General features: G+C 54.3%; 22 protein-coding genes. 14 read left to right on the top strand and 8 right to left on the bottom strand.

Going from position 1 to position 24,818, the window contains the following annotated elements; all coding sequences use genetic code 11:
- Positions 1-27: 27 nt before the first annotated feature.
- Positions 28-2,382, top strand: a complete 2,355-nt coding sequence (locus tag J4G78_RS08420) for a putative bifunctional diguanylate cyclase/phosphodiesterase (RefSeq protein WP_207990066.1) — start codon at positions 28-30, stop codon at positions 2,380-2,382.
- A gap of 10 nt (positions 2,383-2,392) precedes the next feature.
- Here J4G78_RS08420 and J4G78_RS08415 read toward each other — a convergent pair whose 3' ends face one another.
- Entirely contained in the window at positions 2,393-3,133 is a 741-nt protein-coding gene (locus J4G78_RS08415) for a helix-turn-helix transcriptional regulator (RefSeq protein ID WP_207990064.1), read from the bottom strand.
- A 163-nt stretch (positions 3,134-3,296) separates the two neighbouring features.
- Here J4G78_RS08415 and J4G78_RS08410 point away from each other — a divergent pair, with 163 nt between their 5' ends.
- The 5 genes from J4G78_RS08410 (at position 3,297) to J4G78_RS08390 (ending at position 8,094) form a co-directional block, all read left to right on the top strand.
- Positions 3,297-3,794 (top strand): hypothetical protein, encoded by a 498-nt coding sequence (locus J4G78_RS08410; protein ID WP_207990062.1) that lies wholly within the window; start codon positions 3,297-3,299, stop codon positions 3,792-3,794.
- A gap of 100 nt (positions 3,795-3,894) precedes the next feature.
- On the top strand, positions 3,895-4,896 hold the full coding sequence (locus tag J4G78_RS08405) for a threonine aldolase family protein (RefSeq protein ID WP_207990060.1): 1,002 nt from the start codon (positions 3,895-3,897) through the stop codon (positions 4,894-4,896).
- A complete protein-coding gene (locus J4G78_RS08400; protein ID WP_207990058.1) occupies positions 4,893-5,819 on the top strand; it encodes a DMT family transporter in 927 nt (308 codons plus the stop codon). The genes J4G78_RS08405 and J4G78_RS08400 overlap by 4 nt, the downstream gene beginning before the upstream one ends.
- A gap of 159 nt (positions 5,820-5,978) precedes the next feature.
- The gene (locus tag J4G78_RS08395) at positions 5,979-6,377 is read left to right on the top strand and encodes an MAPEG family protein (RefSeq protein WP_207990056.1); all 399 of its coding nucleotides are present in this window, start codon (positions 5,979-5,981) and stop codon (positions 6,375-6,377) included.
- Between the two features lie 10 nt (positions 6,378-6,387).
- Positions 6,388-8,094: an N-acyl-D-amino-acid deacylase family protein gene (locus J4G78_RS08390; RefSeq protein ID WP_207990054.1), complete on the top strand. Its 1,707-nt coding sequence runs from the start codon at positions 6,388-6,390 to the stop codon at positions 8,092-8,094.
- Between the two features lie 78 nt (positions 8,095-8,172).
- Here the strand turns inward: J4G78_RS08390 and J4G78_RS08385 are convergent, their stop codons facing one another.
- The 5 genes from J4G78_RS08385 to J4G78_RS08365 form a co-directional block, all read right to left on the bottom strand.
- Positions 8,173-9,513 (bottom strand): TrkH family potassium uptake protein, encoded by a 1,341-nt coding sequence (locus J4G78_RS08385; RefSeq protein WP_207990052.1) that lies wholly within the window; start codon positions 9,511-9,513, stop codon positions 8,173-8,175.
- Positions 9,514-9,561: 48 nt separating this feature from the next.
- Positions 9,562-10,227, bottom strand: a complete 666-nt coding sequence (locus J4G78_RS08380) for a potassium channel family protein (RefSeq protein ID WP_207990051.1) — start codon at positions 10,225-10,227, stop codon at positions 9,562-9,564.
- 141 nt (positions 10,228-10,368) lie between these two features.
- Positions 10,369-11,721, bottom strand: a complete 1,353-nt coding sequence (locus J4G78_RS08375) for an ABC1 kinase family protein (protein WP_207990049.1) — start codon at positions 11,719-11,721, stop codon at positions 10,369-10,371.
- Between the two features lie 3 nt (positions 11,722-11,724).
- On the bottom strand, positions 11,725-12,222 hold the full coding sequence (locus tag J4G78_RS08370) for a DUF427 domain-containing protein (protein ID WP_207990047.1): 498 nt from the start codon (positions 12,220-12,222) through the stop codon (positions 11,725-11,727).
- The gene (locus J4G78_RS08365; protein ID WP_207990045.1) at positions 12,219-12,578 is read right to left on the bottom strand and encodes a thiol-disulfide oxidoreductase DCC family protein; all 360 of its coding nucleotides are present in this window, start codon (positions 12,576-12,578) and stop codon (positions 12,219-12,221) included. Before J4G78_RS08365 ends, J4G78_RS08370 begins: the two co-directional genes overlap by 4 nt.
- Before the next feature lie 138 nt (positions 12,579-12,716).
- Here J4G78_RS08365 and J4G78_RS08360 point away from each other — a divergent pair, with 138 nt between their 5' ends.
- Positions 12,717-13,652, top strand: a complete 936-nt coding sequence (locus J4G78_RS08360; RefSeq protein WP_207990043.1) for an NAD(P)/FAD-dependent oxidoreductase — start codon at positions 12,717-12,719, stop codon at positions 13,650-13,652.
- Positions 13,653-13,680: 28 nt separating this feature from the next.
- On the opposite strand, the gene J4G78_RS08355 is transcribed toward J4G78_RS08360, so the two are convergent.
- Positions 13,681-14,481 (bottom strand): SDR family oxidoreductase, encoded by an 801-nt coding sequence (locus J4G78_RS08355; RefSeq protein ID WP_207990041.1) that lies wholly within the window; start codon positions 14,479-14,481, stop codon positions 13,681-13,683.
- 94 nt (positions 14,482-14,575) lie between these two features.
- On the opposite strand from J4G78_RS08355, the gene pepN reads away from it, so the two are divergent.
- The 4 genes from pepN to J4G78_RS08335 all read left to right on the top strand — a co-directional run bounded on the left by pepN (position 14,576) and on the right by J4G78_RS08335 (position 20,915).
- On the top strand, positions 14,576-17,188 hold the full coding sequence (gene pepN / locus J4G78_RS08350) for an aminopeptidase N (protein ID WP_207990039.1): 2,613 nt from the start codon (positions 14,576-14,578) through the stop codon (positions 17,186-17,188).
- Positions 17,181-17,963 carry a peptidoglycan editing factor PgeF gene (pgeF, locus tag J4G78_RS08345; protein WP_207990037.1) on the top strand — a complete coding sequence of 261 codons (783 nt, stop codon included), beginning with the start codon at positions 17,181-17,183 and terminating at the stop codon, positions 17,961-17,963. The genes pepN and pgeF overlap by 8 nt, the downstream gene beginning before the upstream one ends.
- A gap of 172 nt (positions 17,964-18,135) precedes the next feature.
- Positions 18,136-19,542, top strand: a complete 1,407-nt coding sequence (locus J4G78_RS08340) for an SLC13 family permease (RefSeq protein ID WP_207990035.1) — start codon at positions 18,136-18,138, stop codon at positions 19,540-19,542.
- Positions 19,543-19,589: 47 nt separating this feature from the next.
- Positions 19,590-20,915 carry a cystathionine gamma-synthase family protein gene (locus J4G78_RS08335; RefSeq protein WP_207990034.1) on the top strand — a complete coding sequence of 442 codons (1,326 nt, stop codon included), beginning with the start codon at positions 19,590-19,592 and terminating at the stop codon, positions 20,913-20,915.
- Positions 20,916-21,078: 163 nt separating this feature from the next.
- Here the strand turns inward: J4G78_RS08335 and J4G78_RS08330 are convergent, their stop codons facing one another.
- Entirely contained in the window at positions 21,079-21,750 is a 672-nt protein-coding gene (locus tag J4G78_RS08330) for an HAD family hydrolase (protein ID WP_207990552.1), read from the bottom strand.
- A gap of 115 nt (positions 21,751-21,865) precedes the next feature.
- Between J4G78_RS08330 and J4G78_RS08325 the strand changes: the two genes are divergently transcribed.
- From J4G78_RS08325 to J4G78_RS08315, 3 genes are all read left to right on the top strand, one after another.
- The gene (locus J4G78_RS08325) at positions 21,866-22,978 is read left to right on the top strand and encodes an ABC transporter permease (RefSeq protein ID WP_207990032.1); all 1,113 of its coding nucleotides are present in this window, start codon (positions 21,866-21,868) and stop codon (positions 22,976-22,978) included.
- Positions 22,978-23,781: an ABC transporter ATP-binding protein gene (locus J4G78_RS08320; protein ID WP_207990030.1), complete on the top strand. Its 804-nt coding sequence runs from the start codon at positions 22,978-22,980 to the stop codon at positions 23,779-23,781. Before J4G78_RS08325 ends, J4G78_RS08320 begins: the two co-directional genes overlap by 1 nt.
- 76 nt (positions 23,782-23,857) lie before the next feature.
- Positions 23,858-24,805 (top strand): MlaD family protein, encoded by a 948-nt coding sequence (locus J4G78_RS08315; RefSeq protein ID WP_207990028.1) that lies wholly within the window; start codon positions 23,858-23,860, stop codon positions 24,803-24,805.
- Positions 24,806-24,818 lie beyond the last annotated feature (13 nt).

The following is a 24,818-nucleotide window of genomic DNA, read 5'->3' as shown; positions in this document are numbered from 1 at the left end:
GCTACCCCGCCGGATGTGGGGACTAAGATGATTGCAAATAGTAATGCCTGGGGACAGGAACAGTCCGATCAGGATTTAATCCTGCGGGAGCAACTTACCGAACATGGTAAGTCTGTTCGCGTGACGGTATTCGCTAATTTGGTGAATGCAGCGATATTGTCGTTCCTGTTCTTTGATCAGGCGCCGCTTGCCATGCATATCCTTTGGTATGGTATGTTTGCCTATCTCTCGATCACCCGTCTTCACTTGGCCAAGCGTTCCAAAACTACGGATATGTCCCGCCGCCAGATGCTCAAACTGAAACGGCACATCGTTTTTAACGGGGCAGGCTACGCGCATATGTGGGGTGCAGGGGTGGCATGTCTGCTGCCGGTTGCGACTTCCAATCAACTTATGCTTCTCGCCATCATCGGTGCGGGGAAGATGAGCACGGCCGTGGTTTCCTATCGGCATATTCCAGAGGCATCGCGCGCCTGGACTATCATCATGTATGTAGGACTCACCGCCGGTTTGCTCTATCTTGGCGGGATTGAAAGCTATGCCGCGATCATATTGCTGACGATGTTTGGGTCGGTATTATATGCCAATGGTAACAATATATTCGAGAACTTTGCCAATCAGCTTGTTGCCAAGCAAGAAATCGAGCGATCAGCGGAAACTGTTAAATTGCTACTCAATGATTTTGAAGAGCAGGCATCCAATTGGTTGTTTTCAGCCGATGCGGACGGGCGCTTGATCGATGTGTGTGAACGTTTTGCTGAGGCGGCGCATCAACCGCGTGAAGCGATGAATGGCATGAAGCTGATATCCTTGATTGAAGATAAAGATCAACGCGCATTGCTAACGGACCATATCGATAAGGGGCGGTCATTTCGTGATCTGACCGTTTCTGTTGATGTCGACGGTGAACAGCAATGGTGGACGATCAGCGCGCGCGCGATCACCAACGAAACCGAAGGTAACGACCACGCTGCTTTCCGGGGTGTGATAGAAGATATTACCGCGCAGAAAAATGCCGAAGCAAAAGTCAGCTATATGGCGCATTTTGATGGCCTTACAGATTTGCCCAACCGGCGTCTGTTTACCGATACGCTTAACCGCACCATCCACAGAGCAAGCGCTGACGATACGGTTTCCCTGATCTTTTTCGATCTCGACCATTTTAAAGCAATTAACGACACTTTGGGTCACCCGATTGGCGACAAGTTGCTGCAGATGATTTCGCGCAGGCTGGAGAAGCTGACCAAGCCGGGCGATCTGCTTGCCCGGATTGGTGGCGATGAATTTGCGCTGCTCTTGACCGGCGAACGCGCGACTTCGGCTGAACAGGTGGCCGAAGCAATTGTGTCGCGTATTGGCAAACCTTTCCTGATTGACGATCATAATATTGTATCAGGGGTCAGCGTCGGCGTGGCGGCATGGGAACCCGATATGACGGACGCCAATCAGCTTTTAAAATATGCCGATTTGGCGCTCTATTCAGCCAAAGGGTCCGGACGAAACCGAGTTGCCTGTTTTGAAAAGGGTATGGATGTGGCGGCGGAGGCGCGGCGAAATCTGGAGCTTGATTTGCGTACTTCGCTTGGCCGCGATGAAATGCGTCTGCATTATCAGCCGCTTGTAGATCTGAAAACGCAAAGCAAGATTGGCTATGAGGCTCTGCTGCGGTGGGAGCATCCGGCTCGCGGTGTGGTCATGCCGGATGATTTTATCGGTGTGGCTGAAGAAACCGGGATGATCGTCCAGCTGGGTGAGTGGGTCATACGCAAAGCGCTGGACGATGCCGCGAACTGGGATGAAAAATTGACGGTGGCGATAAACCTGTCCCCGACCCAGATGCGCAGTGCAAGCCTGGTGTCGACGATCGTCAATGCCCTTGCGCATTCTGGTGTTGATCCGGGGCGGTTGGAACTGGAGATAACCGAGAGCATCCTGATGCACGACAGCGAGACCAATATCCGGACCCTGCATACGCTCCGCGATCTCGGCATCCGCATTTCGCTGGATGATTTCGGAACCGGCTATAGTTCGCTAAATTATCTCCGCAGTTTCCCGTTCGACAAGATCAAGATTGACCGCTGTTTTGTAAGCGAGATTGATACGCGCGAGGATTGCCGGGCGATTATTCGGTCCGTTATCAACCTGGCCCAGAATCTCGGCATGACCACGACGGCCGAAGGCGTCGAGCGCCAAGACCAGGTGGAAGAATTAAGGGTGGAAGGCTGTGATCAGGTGCAGGGTTTCCTCTATGGAAAAGCCGAAGCTCTGCAAGAAGCCACAGATCTGCGGTCAGACGATAAAATGGTTCCCAATGTGGAAACCATCTATCTGCCCGCAGCAGAAGTTCCCATCGCGCCGTATCCGAAGCGGAAAAAAGCCTGATTTCGTAAGATTAGAGTCGTAAGACCCCGAGCTCAAGGGCACGAATTGATGCTCCTGTTCGATCGCTTGCATCAAGTTTCGCAAAAACCCGCCGGACATATGTATCTGCAGTTGATCCGCCAATTTCTAGCTCTGCGGCAATCGCCTTGTTTGAGCGACCGTGCGCAATCAGCCGGATGACTTGCGTTTCCCGTTCCGACAAGTGAACCTTTCGCTCGAATTTCTGATCCAGAATATAGCATATCCTGATATGGGCAGCGCTCGCTAAAGCAGCAACTGTCGCTATTATGCTGTCATCAAAAGTGAGTTCTAGGGGATCAAATGTAAATGCCGAATAGGCATCGCGCCCTTTCGGTCCAAAAAGTGGTATTCCAACGCCTTCGATCAGACCATGCGCTTGGAGTTGATCCACAAAACGCCGTTCATTTTCATTCAGCCGACGCGATTCAAGAGCGTCCCGCCACAACATGGGCTCGCCATGTTGCATTATGATATCCGGGATTGGATCGCTTTTTCGGAAACCTGCTTCTTCATAAAGCGTCAGCCATTCTTTGGAAAAACCTGACGTTGCCAGTTGAACTGTGTGATCGGTTTGCGATTTCAGCTTGGGGGTAAAATGATAGCTGGTTCTGTTTGCGCCAAGACTTGTAACCGCCATCCGCACTAGCTCGAGTATATCCGACAAGGACGATAATGCCGCAATCTCCCGGAAAACATCGCCTATATGCAAATCCTGATCGTTGGTAGCCATGCCCTGCTACTCTCCTTCTCGGATAGACAATGGGCTTGTTTGCCCTTTTTTTCAAGTTGTCCCCTGTTTGCGTGACAATGGTTCAGGACACTATCTTTAGTGGGAAGTCGCTGACGATTGAAATTGAGAGTTTGCCCCCTTAAGTCTCAAATGGAGATACATCATGGACGATGCACGCGAACAAATAGCGCTGTTGGAAGAGATTCTTGAAAGACTGGAGCGGTTGGAAAACCAGCAACGGGACAGCGCGACAAGGAAGCTTGACCTCGGGCAATTTGCGATCGACCTCAGACGATCGAGAGCCGACCTGTTTCCCGATGAATATTGTAAGGGCAATATTTGGGATGTCTTGCTGGAACTCTATGATGCAAAGCGGTCTGGTGAAAAATTGCGACTGACGGATATTTCAGCAAGGACAAAAACACCGGAAAAATTGACGCTGCGATATGTGGACCTGCTGTCAGCAGACGGATTTCTGTATAACGAACAAAGCATGCAAGGCGGTAATCAACCGCATATATTAATGACAGACAAAGCTTTGAACCAGATTGATCAACTCTTTGAGCATATTCAGATGAAGAATAGCGAAAGGGGTGATTTGCCAGAAGCTGCGGATAGGCCCGCAGACGTTGCAAGGCGCAGTGCTGCTAACGAGTTTTAACGGATTTTAGGTCCTTTGCCGGTATAAATTGCCGTCCTAAATAGCGAACGCCGCCAATCCCAATCTTGACGCGGCCACTGCTACGCAGCATGGCGGTCTCATGCGATTTTTCTCCGACAATGCTGCCTCTGTCCATCCCAAGGTGATGACTGCTTTGGCTGCGGCCAACGGGCAGGATACGGCTTATGACGGTGATGCTCTAAGCGCGCGGTTGAGCGGCGTTTTTTCCGATCTTTTTGAAACGGATGTCGAGGCGATGTGGGTCGCAACCGGAACAGCTGCAAATTCGCTGGCTTTGGCAGCGATGTGCCAGCCGCATCAGGGAGTGATTTGCCATCAGGAAGCGCATATCGAACAGGATGAAGCGGGCGCTCCTGGTTTTTATACCGGTGGCGCGAAGCTTATGCTGGCAGGTGGAGAAGGGGCGAAGCTTTTGCCCGACACCATAGATAGCATGTGTGCTGCGATCCGGGATGACGTGCATCAGGTGCAGCCGGCGGCCGTTTCCATCACCAATGCGTCGGAATATGGGCTTGTCTACACACCGGACGAAGTTGCCGCCGTCTCGGAAGTTTGCAAGCAGCGCAGTCTGGGGCTGCACATGGATGGTGCGCGCTTTGCGAACGCGTTGGCGACGCTCGGCTGTCACCCGGCCGATGTCACATGGAGAGCGGGTGTCGATGCGTTGAGCTTTGGCTTCGTCAAAAATGGCGGCATGGGCGCAGAGGCTTTGGTTTTCTTTGACAAGGAACTGGCCCGCGACACCCATTATCGGCGCAAACGTGCAGGCCATTTACAGTCCAAGGGTCGCTATCTTACCGCGCAGATACTGGCGATGCTCGAAGATGACTTGTGGCTCGACAATGCGCGGGCGGCCAATCAGGGCGCGCAAATTATCGCTGGAGCCGCCAGTGACCGGTTGCTCTATCCGGTTGAGGCCAATGAAATCTTCATAAAACTCTCGGCAACGGAAGCGGAAAGCTTGCGCCGGGCAGGATTTGATTTCTATGATTGGGGTGAGGGACAGGCACGGCTGGTAACCAGCTGGAACCAAAGCGCTGAAGATATCCGGCCATTGGCAGAGGCTATCGGCGCCTTATGAACGCTGAGCAGGGCGGCGAACCGGGTTTGCTGACGCCGCGCATATTATTTCCGTTTCTGTTGGTTTCCCTGATCTGGGGCTCGACTTGGCTTGTCATCAAAGACCAGATCTCCGATGTCCCGCCGAGCTGGTCGGTCAGCTACCGGTTCATAATTGCCTCAGCCGCCATGTTCGTGTTGGTCGGTTTCAAGCGGCTGCCCTTTCGGCTGGGTGCAAAAGGTCAGTTCTGGGCGATCCTGATCGGCATTGCCCAATTCTCCTTCAACTTTAATTTTGTCTATAATGCTGAGCTTTATATCACCTCCGGCCTCGTCGCGGTGCTATTCGCGCTATTGATGGTACCGAACGCGATATTGGGACGCATATTTCTGAGCCAGCGTATCAATGGGGCCTTCCTGGCCGGATCAGCGATTGCTGCAGCGGGAATCGCGTTACTCTTCTGGCATGAATATAAAAGCTCTCCGGCGACACTGGCCGACGTTTTATTGGGCGTGGCTCTGACCGTCGGCGGGATATTGTCTGCCTCTGTCGCCAATGTGATGCAGGCTTTGCCAAAGCTTAAAAGCTACCCGATCCTGACCTTGTTGGCATGGGCGATGTTCTGGGGCGCGGCGATCAACATTCTTTTGTCCTGGATCACGGTCGGGCCACCGGTCATAGAAATGCGTGCGGCCTATCTCGGTGGGATCGTCTATCTCGCGATTGTTGGTTCTGTGATTACTTTCCCGCTTTATTTTTCCCTACTGCGCGAAATAGGTGCTGGCAAAGCGGCCTATTCCAGCGTGCTCGTGCCGGTCGTGGCGATGATATTATCGACCCTGTTTGAGGACTATGTCTGGACCGCATTGCCGGCCGTCGGCGCTCTTTTGGCGATGGCGGGATTGTTGGTGGCGCTCAGAGCGCGCAAGCCGAAGACCAGTTGATGTAGCCAGATGAATATAAGGGCGCTGAACCGCGACCGCCAATATAGCTACCGACCGACTTAGACCCTGTTGGCCAACGATCTTATCCAAATGCAGTATGGTTATCCGTATCCGGCTGTCTATGATCATTGCGTCAAATGGTCGGGAGACGGGTGGACTATGGATCCTTATAGCTATGTTGTGATTGTCAGCGCGCTGGCGCTTTTGGCCTATTATTTCACTCTTTTGAAGGCTGGACTGGCGCGGGGCAGGTTCAAAATTGAAGTCCCGTCACATAGCGGCCCACCGGAATATGAGCGCTATGTTCGCGCCCATCACAATACGCTGGAGCATCTTGTTCTGTTTCTGCCGGGACTATGGTTGTTCGCTTATGTCGTCAGTCCGGTTTGGGCGGCGGCCATCGGTCTGATCTGGCCTTTTATGCGGATTGGTTATGCTTTGGGCTATCACAAGGCGCCTGAAAAGCGCTTGCTGTGGCTTTATATCAGCATGCCGCCTATTTATATTTTCGTGCTAGGCTCGCTGATAGGCGGCGTGATGCGCGTGATCAGAGGATGAGAAAGAGGCTATGACGATGGAACATGATCTGGTGATCCGGGGCGGTACTATTGCTGATGGCAGCGGCGGGGCGCTAATCGAGGGCGATATCGCGATTTCCAACGGGAAGATTACTGCGATTGGACAGGTTACAGGCGGTGGCCGAGAAGAAATCGATGCGCGCGATCGAATCGTAACACCCGGTTTCATCGACGTGCACACGCATTATGACGGACAATGTATCTGGGCGGAGGAGTTAAGCCCTTCATCTTCGCATGGCGTAACGACGGCCGTGATGGGCAATTGCGGTGTGGGGTTCGCGCCTTGCCGAAAAGACGATCATGACATGCTGATCAATGTCATGGAGGGCGTAGAAGATATTCCCGGTGTTGTGATGGCAGATGGCTTGCCGTGGAATTGGGAAACATTCCCGGAATATCTCGACACCGTCGCAAAGGGTAAGCGCGATATTGATGTCGCAGCCTATCTCCCGCATTCGCCGTTACGGGTTTATGCCATGGGCGAACGCGGTGCCTCACGAGAGCCGGCTAATGCCGAAGATCTGGCTTTGATGCGCAAGTTGTCGAAAGAAGCGATTGAAGCAGGCGCCCTGGGTTTTGCTACTTCCCGCTTGTCGATCCACAAGACTGCCGATGGTGGCAGCATCCCCACATTTGAGGCGGATGTTCAGGAACTGGAAGCGATTTGCGGCGGTATGGCCGATGCCGGAACCGGCACGTTTCAAGTCGTTCTCGATGCTTTCGTCGGTTGGGACAAGGAATATAAGGTGATCGAACGCGTGGTGGAGGCAAGCGGCCGGCCCGCCACCTTTACGCTTGCTTCCGGAAATGACGGCCCGCCGCGCTGGCGCAAGGTGCTCGACATGATTGATCAGACCAATGCCAGCGGCGGCAAGGCCACCGCGCAAATCATGCCGCGCCCTATTGGCTTGATCGCTGGCCTGGAATTGACCGTGCATCCTTTTGTGCTTTGCCCAAGCTGGTCCAAAATTGCCGACCTGTCGGTCGAAGAGCAGGTCGCGGCGATGCGCGATCCCCAATTGCGCGAAGCCCTGATCACCGAGGACTTCGAAAAGGGCCACCCGTTTAACGAGTTGGCGCGGGATTGGAATTGGCTCTTCCCGCTCGATGATCCGCCGGATTACGCCCCGCCAAAGGAAATGAGCATGGCCGGGCAGGCAAAGGCCAAAGGCTGTTCGCCGCAGGAAATTGCTTATGACCGGCTGTTGGAGACCGAAGGCAAGGGCCTGTTCCTGGCGGCACTCGGCAATTATGAGGATGCCACGCTCGATAGCGCGCATGAAATGCTCAGCCATCCGCATTGCATTCCCGGCCTGGGTGATGGCGGTGCACATTATGGTGCGATTTGCGATGCCAGCTATTCGACCTTTTTGCTGACCCAATTTGTACAGAATCCGGGCAAGCTGCGCTTTGATCTTGCCGAAGCGGTGCACATGCTGTCCCACAAGGCGGCCAAAGCGGTCGGGCTGCCCAAGCGCGGTTTGCTGAAGCAGGGCGCCAAGGCCGATATCAATGTCATCAATCTGGAAGGCTTGAAACTGCACTTGCCGGAAATTGTCCGCGATCTGCCCGCAGGCGGTCAGCGCCTGCATCAGCGCGCGAGCGGCTATGATGCGACGATAGTCTCCGGCGAAGTGATCCGCAGGTTTGACCAGTCAACCGGCGCAAGGCCGGGGCAATTGATCAGGAGTGCGTGATATAGGGATGACTATGCCGGGCCTTATCTACCTTTACGCCGACATATCAGGAGCAGGTTTCGGCTATCGCCAGTTAGATCATCCCAGATAGATCTTTGTTTCGGGATATTTGATCCGCGTCGGCGTGGTCGTAGCCAGAAAAAACCCAAGCGTTAGAGGGCCGACACGCCCGAGGAACATGATCGCAATGATGGTGAGTCGTCCAAGCGTATCCAGTTCCCCGGTAGTTCCACGTGACAAGCCAACGGTTCCGAATGCACTCACGGTTTCAAAGGCCAAATTCAGGAAATCGCCATCATGGCTGATGGTGGTCAGGAACATGCCGGTCAATATCACCATTCCGGCGATGGTAAGTAATGCCATGACTTTCAACGCTTCTTCAAATCCCAGGCTGCGGCCGAACGCGCGCATGCGCGGACGGCGACGGAAAAAGGCGTAAGTGGCCAGCAACAGGACGATGAACGTGGTGACTTTGATGCCGCCGGCTGTTGACGTACTGCCACCGCCAATCAGCATCAGCGAGATGAACAAGAGCACCGTGGGATCGTGTAGTTGCGAAATATCGGTGGTGTTAAAGCCAGCGGTGCGCGGGGTGCTAGCCTGAAACCACGACACCCACAGCTTGTCCGCCGTGCTGTCCAACGCCCCCAGAGTACCTGGATTATTCCATTCCAACACCGCAAATAATATAAATGCCCACAGCAAAAGCCCAACCGTTCCAACCAGCATCAGCTTGGAATGCAAAGTGAGCGGGTTCCAGCGCCGATGCCTCGATACATCCCACAATACGCCAAAGCCCAGACCGCCAATAATATAGAGCGCCGGGATTGAAAGGTTGATGACCGGGTTGGTCGCCCACCGCGTCAAACTGTCAGGAAATAACGCGAATCCAGCGTTGTTAAATGCCGATATGGAATGGAACAAAGCCTGCCACAAACCCATCCCCCAACCAAATTCTGGAACAGTTACAAAACACAAAAGCGCGACGCCCATCGCCTCGCATAGCAAGACTACCCGCAATACAATTTTTACCAGGGAAAGTAGCTCACTAAGTGATGTTTGGCCCAAATCCTCTTTCAGAAAGACCCGATGTTCAAATCCGATGGGCAGGCCGAGCGACGACAATACTAGGGTCGCAAAAGTCATCAACCCTAGTCCGCCAAGTTGAATAAGGGCCAGTACAACGGCCTGACCGAAAAAAGATAGGTCGCTGCCCGTATCCACGACCACCAGCCCTGTCACCGTTATCGCCGATACCGATGTAAACAAGGCGTCCATCCATGTCAGGTTGATGGTTGCCGCAAAGGGGAGTTTGAGAAGCGCCATGCCCGAAAGCGCCAGCAACCCATATAGCAGCGCCAGCAATATCGGGGGTGGGAGGCCAATATTACGACCGCTAAATTGGGAAATAGCCGTCACCTAGCTATCGACATGGTTGCGGAATATTGGTGCATTATTTGCCCATGCCTATCGCGCGTCCGCAAAGTTTCGGATCGCTGAGCGGCTACCCTGAACCAATAGCCGGTCACCGGGTACCAGCAATTCTTCCTGATGCGATGTCGGGTTGATGAACAGACTGTGGCGCATGATGCCAAGGCATTCCACTTCGAGATTGCCGTCGACGTTCAGATCCTGAAGGGTTTTGCGCAGATAAGCCTTTTGCGGTTCTACCAGCGCGACATAACTGCCTTCGCAAATTTCCATGAAATCCTCGATCAGAGGATTGTGAAGGCGTTGCGCAATATGCTCACCGGCATCCTCTTCCGGGATGACAATATCGTCGGCGCCAAGCGCCTCCATGATCCGGCGATGTTGCGAATCAAACGCCTTGATCGTGATGTCGGATATGCCAATGCTTTTGAGGTTCATATGGCATAATATACTGGCTTCCAAATCCGATCCGATGGCCAATATCGCCGCATCATAGCTGGCCAGTCCTGCTTCGTGCAAAGCGCCTTCATCGCGTGCATCCGCAATTACCGCTTCGGTGATATCATCTGCAATCGCGCCAACCAGCCTCTCGTCAACATCGACGCCGATAACATGATTGCCATACGCGACCAGTTCCCGAGCGATCTTGCTGCCAAACCGGCCAAGACCAATAACTGCGAAGCTACGTTTCCTTCGTGCCATTCATTATCCAGTCTGTAGAATCGAACTGTTCTGCATCTGGTCCAACAAATCGGAATCGTCAACTGGCGCATAACTTCGATCGGCAACAAAATTGTGACTATTAGCTTGCCTCGAATGCAGGCACTGGCCTGTTTCAATAGATCATGAAGCGCCTTCAGTGCTTAAATCGACATCCAGATGCGCACTCACAATCGCACGCACGTCTATTTTTGCTTTTAGGCGGGCGGCCAGCAGGGCCATTCCACTGATTTTGCGTTGGATGAACAGCAGGTCGGTTGGCGGGATATGCCAGGCTGCTTTGTCCGCCGCAATATCCATGCCCTTTTCGCCCAATGCGGCCACAAAGCGACGGTCGCTAAAATCAAATAGGCCAGGGCGGTTCAGTTCGCCAAGAATGATGTCGATCATGCTATCAATCCGGGCGCGGTGTTTTGTGACTGCAATTTCGCCAACAAAACCAGCCGCCAGAGCTTCTTTACGAACGGCGTCGCGATCACCGTCGAACGCTGAGAGGATCAAGCGGTGATACGCTTTGGCTATATTGGCATCGACTTGCCGCGTCGCGCCAAAGTCAAGCAGCACCAGCTTGCCGGTATCCGGTTGATAGCGATAATTCGCAAAATTGGGATCGGATTGAATAACGCCAAATTCAAATATCTCGCGCAGGACCAGTTGGAATAACAAACTCATCACTGTGTCACGGGTTTCTTGCGGCGCATCTTCCAGCGTCTCAATCGCTTTGCCCTCCACAAAGCTCATTGCCAACACTTGGTCCGTGGTAAATTCCTCGTCGAGAACCGGTATGACATATTCAGGGGAACCAGCTAGCAATGTCCTGAACCGGGTCAGATATTTGCCCTCGCGAACATAATCCGCTTCTTCATGCAGCTGCTTTTTGGCCTCCGTCAATAGCGGCCCGATATCAAGTTCCCGCGGCAAGAGATTGGATATTTTTAGCAAGGCCGCAACATTGTCGACATCGGCATCAATGCTTTCGCGCACGCCAGGATATTGTACTTTAATGGCCAGATCTCGGCCGTCAGGGGGCATGGCGCGGTGCACCTGTCCGATCGAAGCGGCGGCAATCGGGGTTGCGCCAAAATGAGCAAAGCGTTTGCGCCAGTCCTTGCCCCATTGTTCCGCCAACACCTTTTGCAATTGTTGCGGCGGCATACGGTGCGCATTTTGGCGCAACCGTGCCATGATCTCGGTGAGCTCCGGTGGCAGCATGTCACCGGAATCCATTGAGATCATCTGACCCAGCTTCATCGCTGCCCCGCGCAGGTGAGACAATCGGTCAGCAACTCTTGAAACATTGCCGGGCGTCAGCATCATGTCGCGCACGGCCGGGCGTTCGCCATTGGCTAGGCGGCGTGCGCCTTCGGCAACCATTCCGCCAGCGACGCCGCCAGCCAGACGGCCGAACTGCCCAAACCGGGACATCCGTCCGCGCGGAACGGACCGGCCTTTTGGATCATCATTATCACTGGCCATCTCTTACCATCCCCGGCTTCCCGCGATGCCTTTGAAAGGGCCTGCTAGCTTGCTCGTGATCCAGCCGCCATAGAATTCACCCGGTTGTGGCGTAACAGTTTCTCCGTCAACCTTGCAGAGATCAAAAGGCGCGGCATAGAAAGCAATATGGTCTCGCAGCATCACGAATGTTTCGGTGGGATTGGGATAGCTCCAACCGACTCGCGGCAAGACAACGTCGCCGACGATCACGTCCCAATAGGCAGCCGCGCCCTTCCATTCGCAAAACGAGCTACCCTCTGCTCGGCGCAGCATGCCTGGCGTGATATCCTCGGGCGGAATATAGTAGCTGGGCGGGTGACTGGTTTCCAGCGTACGGATACTGGAGCGCGTATTTGCCACGATCAGTCCTGCATGCTCGATCACAATTCGCGAGGGGCATGGTTGAGCAATAGCCGGGCGGGGATAGTCCCACACACTCTCTTGGCCCTTGCTGACGGGATCGGGTTTCGGTCTGATCATGATTTTACCTTTCCTCCTGCCAGCTTTTGCAGGCGTGGTCGCCAACGCAGAAAAATCAGATACATGCGTTCCAGTAGATTTAATACCCAGGGTCGCCGCGCAGCCAGGCCCAGCGGACGCAGTAGCGGAATTGCGCGCCACATAGCTGCAAATGCAGCAGCGCCTGAGTGCAACGTACCATTTTCCGACGCATGAAAGCGATCCATCATCAATTTACGATCGACGGGGCAAGGTGTTTCAAAGCGGGTGAGATCCACAAATTCGATGGCGTTTTTCCTATCAAGCCGCCGCATCAGACCGATTTCGCGGATACATAACGGGCAATTGCCATCATACCAGACTGTTACGTTTGTCATTTTTCCACACTCGTTCTTTGGGACATATTGCCTGATCGCTGCATGGTGCTAGTTCCCCATAGGCAGCAATTGTTAAATCCTAAAACGCGGCATAGTCTCCAATGCTTCCACAACGCCATACGGCTGAAAGACATAGTTATGAAAATTGCCATCATCGGTTCCGGACTATCCGGCCTGGCATGTGCTAACCAATTAGTGGCTGCCGGGCATCAGGTTTCCCTGTTTGACAAGGCGCGTGGCCCCGGTGGCAGAATGTCTACACGGCGCATAGAAACTACTGCCGGAGACATTAGCTTTGACCATGGCGCGCAATATTTTACCGCTCGCGATCCGGATTTTCAGATGATTGTGGATAAATGGGGAGATAAGGGTGTAGCCAGTCGATGGCCTGCTGCGGGAACAGAAGCGTGGGTTGGCGTGCCGAGCATGAACGCGCCGGTAAAGGCACTTGCGACCGGTCATGATGTGACCTGGGCGACGCGGATAGAGAAATTGCTCAAGCGAGAAAATAGCTGGCAATTACAAGGCAGCACTGCAGCCATAGACGCGCTGTTCGATGCCGTTGTCTTCGCGATCCCCGCTGAACAGGCGGCTGATTTGCTGAAGCCATGGCAGCCAACATTCGCCGCCACTGCCGCTGCCACTGTTTCAGAGCCGTGCTGGACCTTGATGCTGGCGTTTGAGAAATCTTTGGGGTTGGAAAAGCCCATTTTTCGCGATGACCCGGTTATTGGTTGGGCCGCACGTAACTCCGACAAACCGGGGAGAAAAGGGCCGGAAAGCTGGGTGATTCAAGCTTCACCGACTTGGTCGACGGACCATCTTGAAGACAATCAGGATCAAGTTGTCACCAACCTTTCTGACCGGTTCGCGGAAATTTCCGGCACGCGACTTCCAGAGCCGTTGATCGCCTCTGCCCATCGCTGGCGCTATGCGCGATCGGGTCGCACACAATATAGCGCGCTTTATGATGATGACCTCAAAATCGGGGTTTGTGGCGACTGGATGCTGGGGCCTAGAGTTGAGTGTGCCTGGTTATCCGGGACCGCGCTTGCAAAAATGATATTGGACTGAAAGATGGCGTGAAACAGGTTGGTTCGGACTATTCCGACAGCCCGGCCATGCCCGCTTTATAATCAGGATATTGCGGTTCCCAATCCAATGAACGCTTTGCTTTACCATTGGCGACCCGGCGGTTTTCTTCATAAAATCCCAGAGCCGATGCCGATAAGTCAGCTTCTTCCAACGATAGCAATGGCGGTGGCTCGATTCCGATGAGCCGGGCGGCATGGGCGATCACCTCGTGCTGCGGCGCTGGCAGGTCGTCTGAGATGTTGTAGATGCCCGCGGGTCCATCAAAAGACGCTATCACGGCGGCAATTATGTCGTCGACGTGAATACGGCTGAACACCTGTCCGGGGACATCAATACGCTTGGCTTTGCCCTGCTGCACCCGTGTTATCGGATTGCGACCGGGGCCATAAATACCTGGCAGGCGCATTATGCGAACGTCGTCGCGTAATGTCTGCCAGCCAAGATCAGCATCGCTGCGGGCCTTGCGCCGTCCCGAACCAATCGGAGCGCTCTCATCGACCCATGCACCTTTGACATCGCCATATACGCCGGTGGACGAGAGATAGCCGGTCCATTTCAGGGACGCGGCCTTAATCGCTGCGGCATAGTCACCCAGCACCGGTTCGCTGCCGTCGCGAGCAGGCGGGACGGACGAAAGGACGTGTGTCGCCTCGTCAATTGCCGCTAAGACTGAAGCTTTATCGTCAAAAGCCATTGCTCCGTCCGATGCTTCGCGCCGCGTTCCTGTGACTTGCCACCCATCACTGCGCAATCGGTCCGCAAGACGGTTGGCTGTATAGCCCAATCCGAAGATCAGCATATGAGTCATCGTTGGAAATTCCCTTTAGATCGAGCATATAAACACCGGATCGGAAGCATAAACGCAATTGCACGGTGTGCAAATGGCTCTTATGGCTGAGTCCATGCTAGATATCCAAAAGACCGACGCGGCCACGCCTGCGACCGACCCCGCCATCATCCGCCGCGAAGATTATCGCCCGCCCGCCTGGTTCATTCCGACAATCGCTCTCGATTTTCAACTCGGCTTGAATCAAACGGTGGTACATTCCATGCTGGATGTGAGGCGCTCCAAATCGGCAAAATACCAAGAACCGTTGTTGCTTGATGGGGATGGGCTTATGCCCACCTCTGTCAAGGTTGATGGTGCCCCGTGGACCGACTGGCAGCTAATCGATGGAAATTTGCAGATACCACTTACAGGGTCGGCGCATGAAGTGGAAATTACGGTTGAGCTGGACCCTTCGACAAACACCCAGCTGATGGGACTTTATGCCTCACAGGGTATGCTCTGCACCCAATGCGAGGCAGAGGGATTTCGCCGAATTACTTTCTTCCCTGACCGCCCGGACATATTAAGCCGTTACTCTGTGCGGATGGAGGGCGACAAGAAACTGTTTCCGGTGTTGCTCTGCAATGGCGACAAAGTGAGCGAAGGCGATGGCGATAATGGTCGTCACTGGGCGCAGTGGAATGACCCCTGGCCCAAACCGAGCTATTTATTCGCTTTGGTCGCCGGTGATCTGGTCGCCAATACCGACAGCTTTACCACCCGTTCGGGCAAGCCAGTGGAGCTGAACATCTGGGTGCGTGATGGCGATTTGCCGCGCACGGGTCATGCGATGCAGGCCCTGAAAGACTCGATGCGCTGGGATGAGGAAGTCTATGGCCGTGAATATGATTTGGGTTTGTTCAATATTGTCGCAGTCAGTGACTTCAACATGGGCGCGATGGAAAACAAGGGGCTTAACGTCTTTAATTCGCGCTACATATTGGCTGACCCCGAGGTCGCGACCGACGCCGATTTTGATGGTATCGAAGGCGTCGTCGCACACGAATATTTCCACAATTGGTCGGGCAACCGGGTGACTTGCCGGGATTGGTTCCAGCTGAGCTTGAAAGAGGGCTTTACGGTCTATCGTGATCAGAGTTTTTCTGCGGACATGGGTTCTGCTGCGCTCAAGCGGATCGAAGATGTCCGGATTTTGCGTGCGGCGCAATTTCCCGAAGATGCCGGGCCACTGGCCCATCCAATCCGACCGGACAGTTATCAGGAGATTTCCAACTTCTACACCGCGACCGTCTATAATAAGGGCGCAGAAGTTATTCGCATGATGGCGACCTTGCTGGGCGCCGAGCGGTTTCGCAAAGGCACGGATCTATATTTCGACCGCCATGATGGCGAGGCGGCAACATGTGAAGATTTTGTCGTCGCGATGGAAGAAGGGGGAGACATTGACCTTTCTCAGTTCCGCGGCTGGTATCGCACGCCGGGTACACCACGTGTGTCTGCTAAATTGAGCCATGATCCGCAAACCGGAACCGCGACGCTGGCTCTCAAGCAGAGTTTGGCTGCAAGCGGAGCCAAGCCTGAACCGTCAGACATGGTCATCCCCCTAAAAATCGCTTTGCTGGATCCACAAACGGAAGCGCATGAAGGCGAGCAACTCATCACGCTCAATAGGCCGGAGGAGAGCTTCACCTTTGAAGGACAGAAAGAACATCCGATACTGTCGATCAATCGCGGGTTTTCTGCACCGATTATATTGGAGAGCAGCCGCACCGCCGAAGAACTGGCCTTTTTATCATCGCATGACGATGACCCGTTTGCGCGGTTTGAAGCGATGCAGCAGCTGATGACCAGCTATCTCCTTGCGCAGATCACCGGCACGCCGGCGGATCGCGATGTCATCCTGCAAGCCGTTGGCGCGGTACTGGCTGATGAAAATATCGACCGGGCATTCCTGGCGGAATTGCTGTTGCTGCCCAGCGAAGCGTTTCTGGGTGACCAGATGGTCGAAGTCGATCCGCAAGCGATCCATGATGCCCGCGAGAAATTGCGCGGCAAAATCGGCGTCCAGTTCGAACGCAAATTCCGCCGTCTCTACAAGCAATGTGTGCCTGGTGAATTTTCGCTGGATGCTGAGGCACGGGCCGATCGCAAGCTTCGCAACGTGACGTTGGGTTATATTGCCGCATCGCAGGTGGAGGACGCTGCTGAGCTGGCCTTTGACCAATATCGTGAGGCCAACAATATGACTGCGATGCAGGGCGCACTTGGCGTGTTGTCGCACATGGATGCGGACGAACGGACCTGGGCGTTTGAAGATTTCTTCAAGCGCTTCAAGGATAATGCGCTGGTGCTCGACAAATGGTTCACGCTGCAGGCGATGTCCCAGCGTGGCGATACGGTGAAGCGGGTCGAAAGCCTTGCCAAACATCCCGATTTCACGCTTTCTAATCCCAATCGGGTGCGCGCGCTTTATGCTGGATTTACAAACAATCCAGTGCGGTTTCATGATGCATCCGGTAAAGGCTATCAAATGCTTGCTGACATGGTAATCGCGCTGGATGGTCAGAACCCTCAGACCGCCGCGCGCTTCATTCCTTCTCTGGGTCGGTGGCGCCGCTATGAGCGCGGCCGGTCGGAATTGATGCGGTTGGCGCTGGAAAAAATTGCCGCTGCGCCGGGGCTATCGAAAGATGTGTCCGAGCAGGTGAGCAAGAGCCTTGCCTGAGCCAACCCGATCGGCGGTGGATGTCACGAAAGCCCCGTTGCTCCAAGGCGCGGCTCATGGATTTCTGGGCCGATCAGGCGGTTTTTCCACTGGCATCTATGCTGGTCTCAATGTCGGTCTTGGCAGCGATGACGACCAAGATGCCATTATCAAAAATCGTCAACAGGCCAAGGCTGCGGTCTTGCCGAATGGCGAATTGGTCACTTTGTATCAGGTGCATAGCGCCGATGTGGCAATTGTAACGGAGCCTTTTGCCATTGATGAACGGCCACGGGTCGATGCGATGGTGACAGATAGGCCAGGACTGCTGCTCGGTATATTGACCGCCGATTGTGTGCCGGTGCTGTTTTTCGACGCGGCAGCGCAGATTGTCGGCGCGGCCCATGCCGGATGGAAAGGCGCGATTGGTGGAGTTACCGATCATATTGTGGCGGCTATGGAAGAGCTGGGCGCATCGCGGGATAATATCGCTTGCGCCATAGGCCCTTGCATCGCGCAGGAAAGCTATGAGGTCGATGTCGGTTTTCAAGCGCGTTTTGTCGAGAAGGATCCTGAAAATGAAAGGTATTTTGCAGCTGGTAAAGCCGGTCATTTCCAGTTCGACATAGAATCTTATGTGGCCGATCGCTTGACCAAGGCAGGCGTGATGAAAATCGATAAGCTCGGTCTCGACACTTACGCCAATGAAGAGCGCTATTACAGCTACCGCCGTTCCTGCCATCGCGGGGAAGCGGGCTATGGTCGGCAGATATCGCTGATTGGTTTGCGACCCTAGCTTTGCCCCTGTGCAGGCAGGGGGCCATCTCCCGGTCTGGCCGCCAAATGCACTGGCTTGGTAACAGGCTCAACGAAAGACTTGCGATTGCTATTCCACCGCGGTTGCGATTAGATGGATGTTTAGGAGATGGGCTCCTGCTTATGCAGGAGCACAAGGATCGGGGAAATATATGAACGCCCAGCGCGTCGGACTTATCGGTGGCCTAGCGGTGTTTGTTGCGATGCTTATGCTTCCAGCGCCAGCCGCTATGAGTCCAGCAGCATGGCATGTTGCTGCGCTGACGGTTCTCATGGCGACATGGTGGATGACACAAGCGGTGCCGTTGACCGCGACCGCGTTGCTCCCGTTTTTGGCGCTGCCGGTAATGGATGTCATGGATGTCCGCACGACCGCCAGCCAATATTATTCACCAATCCTGTTCCTGATCCTCGGCGGCGCATTTCTCGCGCTGGCGATTGAGCGGGTTGGCCTCCATCGACGGCTGGCGCTCGCAATTGTCAGCATGGCGGGCAAAAGCGCATGGGGAATTTTGATCGCCTTCATGGCCGCGACCGCCCTGTTGAGCATGCTAATCTCCAACACGTCATCGACGCTGATCATGGTCCCGATCGCGGTGGCGGTGCTGGTGGCTGGCGGAATCAAGGATGGCGAGACAGATGGCTTTGCCGGGGCGCTGATCATGGGTGTGGCCTTTGCCGCATCGATTGGCGGGCTTGGCACATTGGTGGGCAGTCCGACCAACGCCATTGCCGCTGGCCTGATCAACAAGACACTCGGTATGGATATCGATTTCCTGAGCTGGCTGAAATTCGGGCTGCCGATTGTCATCATTGGTCTGCCCGTCTGCGCAGCGATCCTCATCACGGTGCAGAAAGTGGGCAAACATAGTTTCGACGGGGTAAGTGCAAAGGAAGCTATCGGGTCCGCTGGAACTTGGAGTCTGCCAGAAAAGCGTGTTGTGCCAGTGGTTGCGCTCGTTGTGCTCGGTTGGTTGTTCCTGCCTCAGATCAAGGCTGTGCTGCCTGATGGTGCCGTGCATGATGGCAGTATCGCGATATTGGGTGGCATGCTGCTGTTTATGTTGCCTGACGGCACCGGACGTCGACTGCTGAACTGGGACGAAGCGGACCGAGCGCCATGGGGTGTAATCATGATGTTCGGCGGTGGTCTGGCACTCGCGGCTGGGATAATCGAATCCGGACTTGCCGACTGGCTAGGACTGGCGTTGGAACCGCTCAAGAGCGTGCCCGTAATCGTGATCGCCATCGCACTGGTTGCGCTTGTCATCCTGGTCACCGAATTTGCGTCGAACGTGGCGACTGCCAGCGGCATCATGCCTGTGGTCGCTAGCCTTATCCTTGCCACTGGCGTTGATCCAATCCTGCTTGCCATGCCAGCGGCGATGGCCGCAAGCTGGGGCTTCATGTTACCTTCCGGCACGGGGCCGAACGCGATTGCCTGGTCCACCAACCATATTGAATTGCCAAAAATGCTGAAATCGGGGTTGGTGCTTGATGTTGCCGGTATCCCGATCATCATCGGCTGCATCTGGATAGTTTCATTTGTAATCAGTTAAGTTTTGCGGCATGGCGCGTTCAAGATAATTTAGGCTGGAGAGAGAAAATGTCCGATCAGAACGACGATCCAATTGTTCCGGTAACGCCGCGCCGGATGCCGAAAGCACCGATTGAAAAAATTGGTGGACGCAAGCTGAAGCCATCCACTTTGATGATGGGTCATGGCTATGACCCGGTCCTGTCAGAAGGGTCGCTCAAGCCGCCAATTTTTCTGACATCAACCTTCGCTTTTGAAGATTCCGCTGCGGGCAAGCGTCATTTCGAAGGCATTACCGGTAAACGTCCGGGGGGTGCTGATGGTCTGGTCTATTCGCGCTTCAACGGCCCCAATCAGGAAATTCTCGAAGACCGCCTCAGCATCTGGGACGAAGCGGAAGATGCTCTGGTATTTTCCAGCGGCATGTCGGCGATTGCGACGGTTTTGCTCGCCAATGTCAATCAAGGCGATGTGGTGGTCCATAGTGGCCCGCTTTATGCCGCCACCGAAACGTTAATTAACAAGATTTTGGGCCGCTTTGGTGTGACCTTCATCGATTTTCCTGCCGGTGCGACACCGGATGAGGTTTCCGCATTGCTGGAAAAAGCCAAGACACAAGCGGCAGATAATGGCGGCAAAGTTGCTGTTATCTATCTCGAAAGTCCTGCTAACCCGACCAATGCGCTGGTAGACATCGAAGGCGTAGCCGAGGCGCGGAATCAGGTTTTTAAAGATGAAGCTTCGCCTCCTATCGCGATTGACAATACCTTCCTCGGCCCCTTGTGGCAGCAGCCGCTGAAACATGGCGCCGATATCGTGATCTACAGTCTGACCAAATATGTTGGCGGGCATAGTGATCTGGTCGCTGGTGGTGTTCTGGGTTCAAAAGCCCATATGGACCCGATCCGGGCGATCCGGAACACAATCGGCACAATCTGTGATCCTAACACGGCATGGATGCTGATGCGCAGTCTCGAAACGCTGGAATTGCGCATGACCCGTGCGGGCGAAAATGCAGAGAAAGTCTGTGCGTTTCTGCGCGACCATCCGAAAGTCGAAGGACTCGGCTATCTCGGTTTCATTTCCGATGCTTCACAACAGGATATTTATGATCGCCATTGCAGCGGCGCTGGCTCCACCTTCTCGGTATTCATCAAGGGCGGTGAGGCAGAGGCCTTTGCCTTTCTCGATGCGCTGAAAATCGCGAAGCTTGCGGTGAGTTTGGGCGGAACCGAGACCCTGGCAAGTCTGCCAGCGGCGATGACTCACTTGTCTGTGCCCGATGATCGCCGGGCGGCGTTGGGCATCACCGACAATCTGGTGCGTATTTCCATTGGTGTGGAAGACCCGGATGATCTGATCGCCGATTTTGAGCAGGCGCTGGAAACGGTTTAAGCCAAGTTGGTGTGCGCAAAAATGGATAGGGTCACACAGGGTCACACCCCCTAATGCGGAAACATATTCTTGCTAGCATAGGTTTGCCGATGCACGATATTTAAGACTGAGAAAGAGCCATTATCTACATAGCATAGCGGCCCGAATGTAGGAAAGCCTGCTATCAGGCCCAGTCGAGTATTTTCCAGCCGCGTCTCTTTGCGAGTGCTCGCAAAGGCGCGCTGGGCGTCGTCGCAACCGCTTCATCGGCAAATTCAAGCATAGGTGCATCGCTGACATGGTCGGAATAGGCCCGGATATGGATGTTGTCGCGCGTCAGGCCTTGGTCGTCTAGAAAAGTCTTGATCCGGTCGAGCTTGGCGACATCATAGCAATTTTCACCGATAATTTCCGGTAGTACTTGCCCCTGTTCGTCGATTTTCAAGCGCGTGGCGATGACATCATCAAACCCCAGACGCGCGGCTATCGCATTGACATAGAGTTCGTAGGATGCGGTCGCGAGCACGAGCTTGCGTCCCTCTGCCCGATCTGCTTCGACCTGACCGATTGCTTTGGCATAGCTATTGGCCCGCATTACTTTATCCGCATAGCGTTCAATATGCGGCTCCAGCTTTTTGATGCTCGGCTTACTCCCAAGCAGCAGCCTTTGGTTATAGGTTTTGAGAGTCTTACGGCTGATCAATTTCAGACCATAGCCGATAAACCCGAATGGCAGCAGTGGAAGCAAGGCCAACCGCCATGGCGCGCGCGCGAAAACCATGTGCAATAAGAACGGCGTATAAGTACCGCGGATCGTAATTGTTCGATCCATATCGTAAATAGCCAATTTCGTCATCACGCCCAGTTTCCCAATAATTTGGTCCCCTTAGCAGTGCCGGTAAAAAATCGTCAAATCATGAAGCATCATAATTACTTGAGCTTTTGATATTTTTCAGTCACCAAGGATCAGGATGACAGTGTCGAGCGATTTTATCGAAGAAACAACCGAAGACGGAGGCATTATACTCCGTTTTTCAGGTGATCTTTCCATCGCCGCTATTGGTGACCTTCCAGAGCGGCTGCAAAGCTATGATGGTGAAGTGCAGCAGTTGGACCTGACTGATATCGGCTATATCGACACGGTGGGCGCTTGGCTTATCCACCGGACTGCGCGCGATAACAGTGCGGAAATTGCTGGAGTGGACAACGAGGCCGAACGTCTGATTGCAGCTGTGAGGGGGGTCGACCAGCCCGCCGAAGTGCGCCCTGAGCCGCCGAACCCGCTGATCCGCGTGCTGAATGAGGTAGGCGAATCAACCACGATTGCTTTTACGACCCTGGCCGGCTTGATCGGATTTTTCGGGTCCGTTGTTTCTGCTGCCGGTTCCCTGATTTTGCATCCCCGCCGTATCCGCTGGAACGCTGTGATCCAGCGTTTTGATGTTGTCGGTGTCCGCGCGCTTGGCATTATCGGTTTGATGAGCTTTCTCATCGGACTGGTGATTGCTCAGCAGGGCGCGGTGCAACTCAGGCAATTTGGCGCCGAGGTTTTCACGGTCAATCTGGTTGGACGACTGACCTTGCGGGAACTCGGTGTCTTGATGACCGCCATCATGGTCGCGGGGCGGTCGGGCTCGGCTTTTGCTGCACAAATCGGTACTATGAAGCTGACCGAAGAAATCGATGCAATGCGTACTATCGGTGTGTCACCTGTAGAAGCGTTGGTGCTTCCGCGCTTTTTGGCGGCTGTGTTCATGCTGCCATTGCTGGGATTTTATGCGTCCGTGGTCGCGATTATCGGCGGGGGGCTGTTGAGCTGGGTAGAACTGGATATCCCGCCTGCGACCTTTTTTGCGCGGATCAGGGAAGTCGTGCCGCTTACGGACGTCTATGTTGGTCTCGTCAAGGCCCCTGTATTCGGCGCGATTATCGCTATTTGCGGCTGTTATCAAGGGATGCAGGTCAAGGGCAATGCCGAAGAAGTCGGTAAGCGCACTACTGCAGCAGTGGTGCAGGCCATTTTCCTGGTGATCGTGCTCGACGCGTTTTTCGCAGTGTTCTTCAGCTGGATCGGGTGGAACTGATGGCGGAAGAGGACTCCATGATTGTGAACCGTGATTTTGACGGACCGGTCATCTGCGTCAAAGGGCTGCGCAACAGCTTTGGTTCGCAAGTCGTGCATGAAAATCTCGACCTAGACGTCCGGAAAGGCGAGATTTTAGGCGTTGTTGGCGGGTCGGGAACGGGTAAGTCGGTGCTGATGCGTTCGATTATCGGCCTGCAACAACCCGATGAAGGCTCTGTTGAGGTTTTTGGAGAATCGCTGCTCGGACGGTCGGAAGCGGAGACGATTGACGTGCGTAAGCGCTGGGGGGTACTATTTCAGGGTGGCGCGCTGTTTTCCACGCTCACCGTCGCGGAAAATGTGATGGTGCCGATGCGCGAATTTTACCCCGATATGGACCGGGCGTTTCGCCGGGAAGTTGCGAAATACAAAGTCTGCCTGTCGGGGTTGCCGCCCGAAGCATCGCCCAAATATCCCTCCGAGCTGTCTGGCGGGATGCGAAAACGTGCCGGAATTGCCCGCGCATTGGCGCTGGACCCTGAGCTGTTGTTTTTGGATGAACCGACGGCTGGGCTGGATCCGATCGGAGCCGCCGCTTTCGACAATTTGACCCGTGAATTACAACAGACCTTGGGCCTTACGGTATTTCTGATCACCCATGATCTGGATACGCTGCACGCGATTTGTGATCGGGTCGCTGTACTAGCTGATCAACAGGTGATCGCGGTCGGCACGATACCCGAACTTCTGGCCATGGATCACCCATGGATACAGGAATATTTCAATGGTCCGCGCGGGCGTATGGCGGCATCACAGCGATGATGGAGAGATTGATAATGTCGGATCAACACAGAGATAGGTTGCAGGGGCCGTTTCGGCTGGCCATAAAGGTGAGATAATGGAAACACGGTCTAATCATATACTTGTGGGCAGTATCACCCTTGCGTTGCTGGTTCTGTTAGCGGTGTTTCTGGTCTGGATTGTTCGCTTTGGCGATGGCGCGACCAAGGAATATGACATATTTTTCGCGCAATCTGTGGGCGGCCTTGCCAAAGGCACGGGCGTTACTTTTGCGGGCGTCCCATCGGGGCAAGTTGAGTCTGTCGAACTGTGGAAGAAAGATCCTGATTTTGTGAGAGTGCGCATTACGGTGAGTGAAGAAACACCGATTTTGCAGGGTACAACAGCCACGATCCAAAGTATCAGTTTCACCGCTCCGCCGAACATTCAATTGGATGGCGCTGTTAAGGACGCGCCGCCGATCACGGATTTGGGACCGGAAGGCGTGCCTGTAATCCCGACCAAACCCGGTGCGCTTGGCGAACTGCTGAACAGCGCGCCGCTGGTGGTCGAACGACTGGCAACGTTGACCGACCGACTGACCTTGCTGCTATCTGACAAGAATCAGGAATCTATCGAAGGTATTTTGGCCAATACAGAGCGGATGACCGGTACGTTGGCGCAGCAGGCGCCCAATCTGGAAGCGCTCATGGCTGAGTCAACTATTGCCATCCGCAATGCCGGGGAAACGGCCGAGAAGCTTTCCGCCGTTGCGGATAACGCCAATCAGCTGTTGAACGATAATGGCGAACCATTGGCGAAAAACCTCACCAAAACCTTGGCCGCTGCCGAAAAAAGCATGGCGGCGCTGAGCGTCGTGCTTGATGACGCTCGCCCTGGCGTTCAACAATTTGGGAACAAAACACTGCCGGAAGTGGATCAACTGGTTCAGGACATGCAGGCATTGACCAAATCACTGACCAAAGTAACGGAGCGTCTTGATCAGGGCGGTGCCGGGTCATTGTTATCGGCCCCTGCGTTACCGGACTATGAGCCGGGCAAATAGAGGCATTCAATTG

It is taken from the genome of Parasphingorhabdus cellanae (assembly GCF_017498565.1).
Taxonomy (GTDB): domain Bacteria; phylum Pseudomonadota; class Alphaproteobacteria; order Sphingomonadales; family Sphingomonadaceae; genus Parasphingorhabdus; species Parasphingorhabdus cellanae.
The sequence above is the reverse complement of the archived record's forward strand: the minus strand, read 5'-3'. Positions and strand labels throughout refer to the sequence as shown.

Bases quoted from the DNA above. Each gene is read 5' to 3' on its own strand.
- J4G78_RS08420 (WP_207990066.1), top strand. From the start codon at position 28: ATGATTGCAAATAGTAATGCCTGGGGACAGGAACAGTCCGATCAGGAT.
- J4G78_RS08415 (WP_207990064.1), bottom strand. From the start codon at position 3,133: ATGGCTACCAACGATCAGGATTTGCATATAGGCGATGTTTTCCGGGAG.
- J4G78_RS08410 (WP_207990062.1), top strand. From the start codon at position 3,297: ATGGACGATGCACGCGAACAAATAGCGCTGTTGGAAGAGATTCTTGAA.
- J4G78_RS08405 (WP_207990060.1), top strand. From the start codon at position 3,895: ATGCGATTTTTCTCCGACAATGCTGCCTCTGTCCATCCCAAGGTGATG.
- J4G78_RS08400 (WP_207990058.1), top strand. From the start codon at position 4,893: ATGAACGCTGAGCAGGGCGGCGAACCGGGTTTGCTGACGCCGCGCATA.
- J4G78_RS08395 (WP_207990056.1), top strand. From the start codon at position 5,979: ATGGATCCTTATAGCTATGTTGTGATTGTCAGCGCGCTGGCGCTTTTG.
- J4G78_RS08390 (WP_207990054.1), top strand. From the start codon at position 6,388: ATGACGATGGAACATGATCTGGTGATCCGGGGCGGTACTATTGCTGAT.
- J4G78_RS08380 (WP_207990051.1), bottom strand. From the start codon at position 10,227: ATGGCACGAAGGAAACGTAGCTTCGCAGTTATTGGTCTTGGCCGGTTT.
- J4G78_RS08375 (WP_207990049.1), bottom strand. From the start codon at position 11,721: ATGGCCAGTGATAATGATGATCCAAAAGGCCGGTCCGTTCCGCGCGGA.
- J4G78_RS08370 (WP_207990047.1), bottom strand. From the start codon at position 12,222: ATGATCAGACCGAAACCCGATCCCGTCAGCAAGGGCCAAGAGAGTGTG.
- J4G78_RS08365 (WP_207990045.1), bottom strand. From the start codon at position 12,578: ATGACAAACGTAACAGTCTGGTATGATGGCAATTGCCCGTTATGTATC.
- J4G78_RS08360 (WP_207990043.1), top strand. From the start codon at position 12,717: ATGAAAATTGCCATCATCGGTTCCGGACTATCCGGCCTGGCATGTGCT.
- J4G78_RS08355 (WP_207990041.1), bottom strand. From the start codon at position 14,481: ATGACTCATATGCTGATCTTCGGATTGGGCTATACAGCCAACCGTCTT.
- pepN (WP_207990039.1), top strand. From the start codon at position 14,576: ATGCTAGATATCCAAAAGACCGACGCGGCCACGCCTGCGACCGACCCC.
- J4G78_RS08340 (WP_207990035.1), top strand. From the start codon at position 18,136: ATGAACGCCCAGCGCGTCGGACTTATCGGTGGCCTAGCGGTGTTTGTT.
- J4G78_RS08335 (WP_207990034.1), top strand. From the start codon at position 19,590: ATGTCCGATCAGAACGACGATCCAATTGTTCCGGTAACGCCGCGCCGG.
- J4G78_RS08330 (WP_207990552.1), bottom strand. From the start codon at position 21,750: ATGACGAAATTGGCTATTTACGATATGGATCGAACAATTACGATCCGC.
- J4G78_RS08325 (WP_207990032.1), top strand. From the start codon at position 21,866: ATGACAGTGTCGAGCGATTTTATCGAAGAAACAACCGAAGACGGAGGC.
- J4G78_RS08320 (WP_207990030.1), top strand. From the start codon at position 22,978: ATGGCGGAAGAGGACTCCATGATTGTGAACCGTGATTTTGACGGACCG.
- J4G78_RS08315 (WP_207990028.1), top strand. From the start codon at position 23,858: ATGGAAACACGGTCTAATCATATACTTGTGGGCAGTATCACCCTTGCG.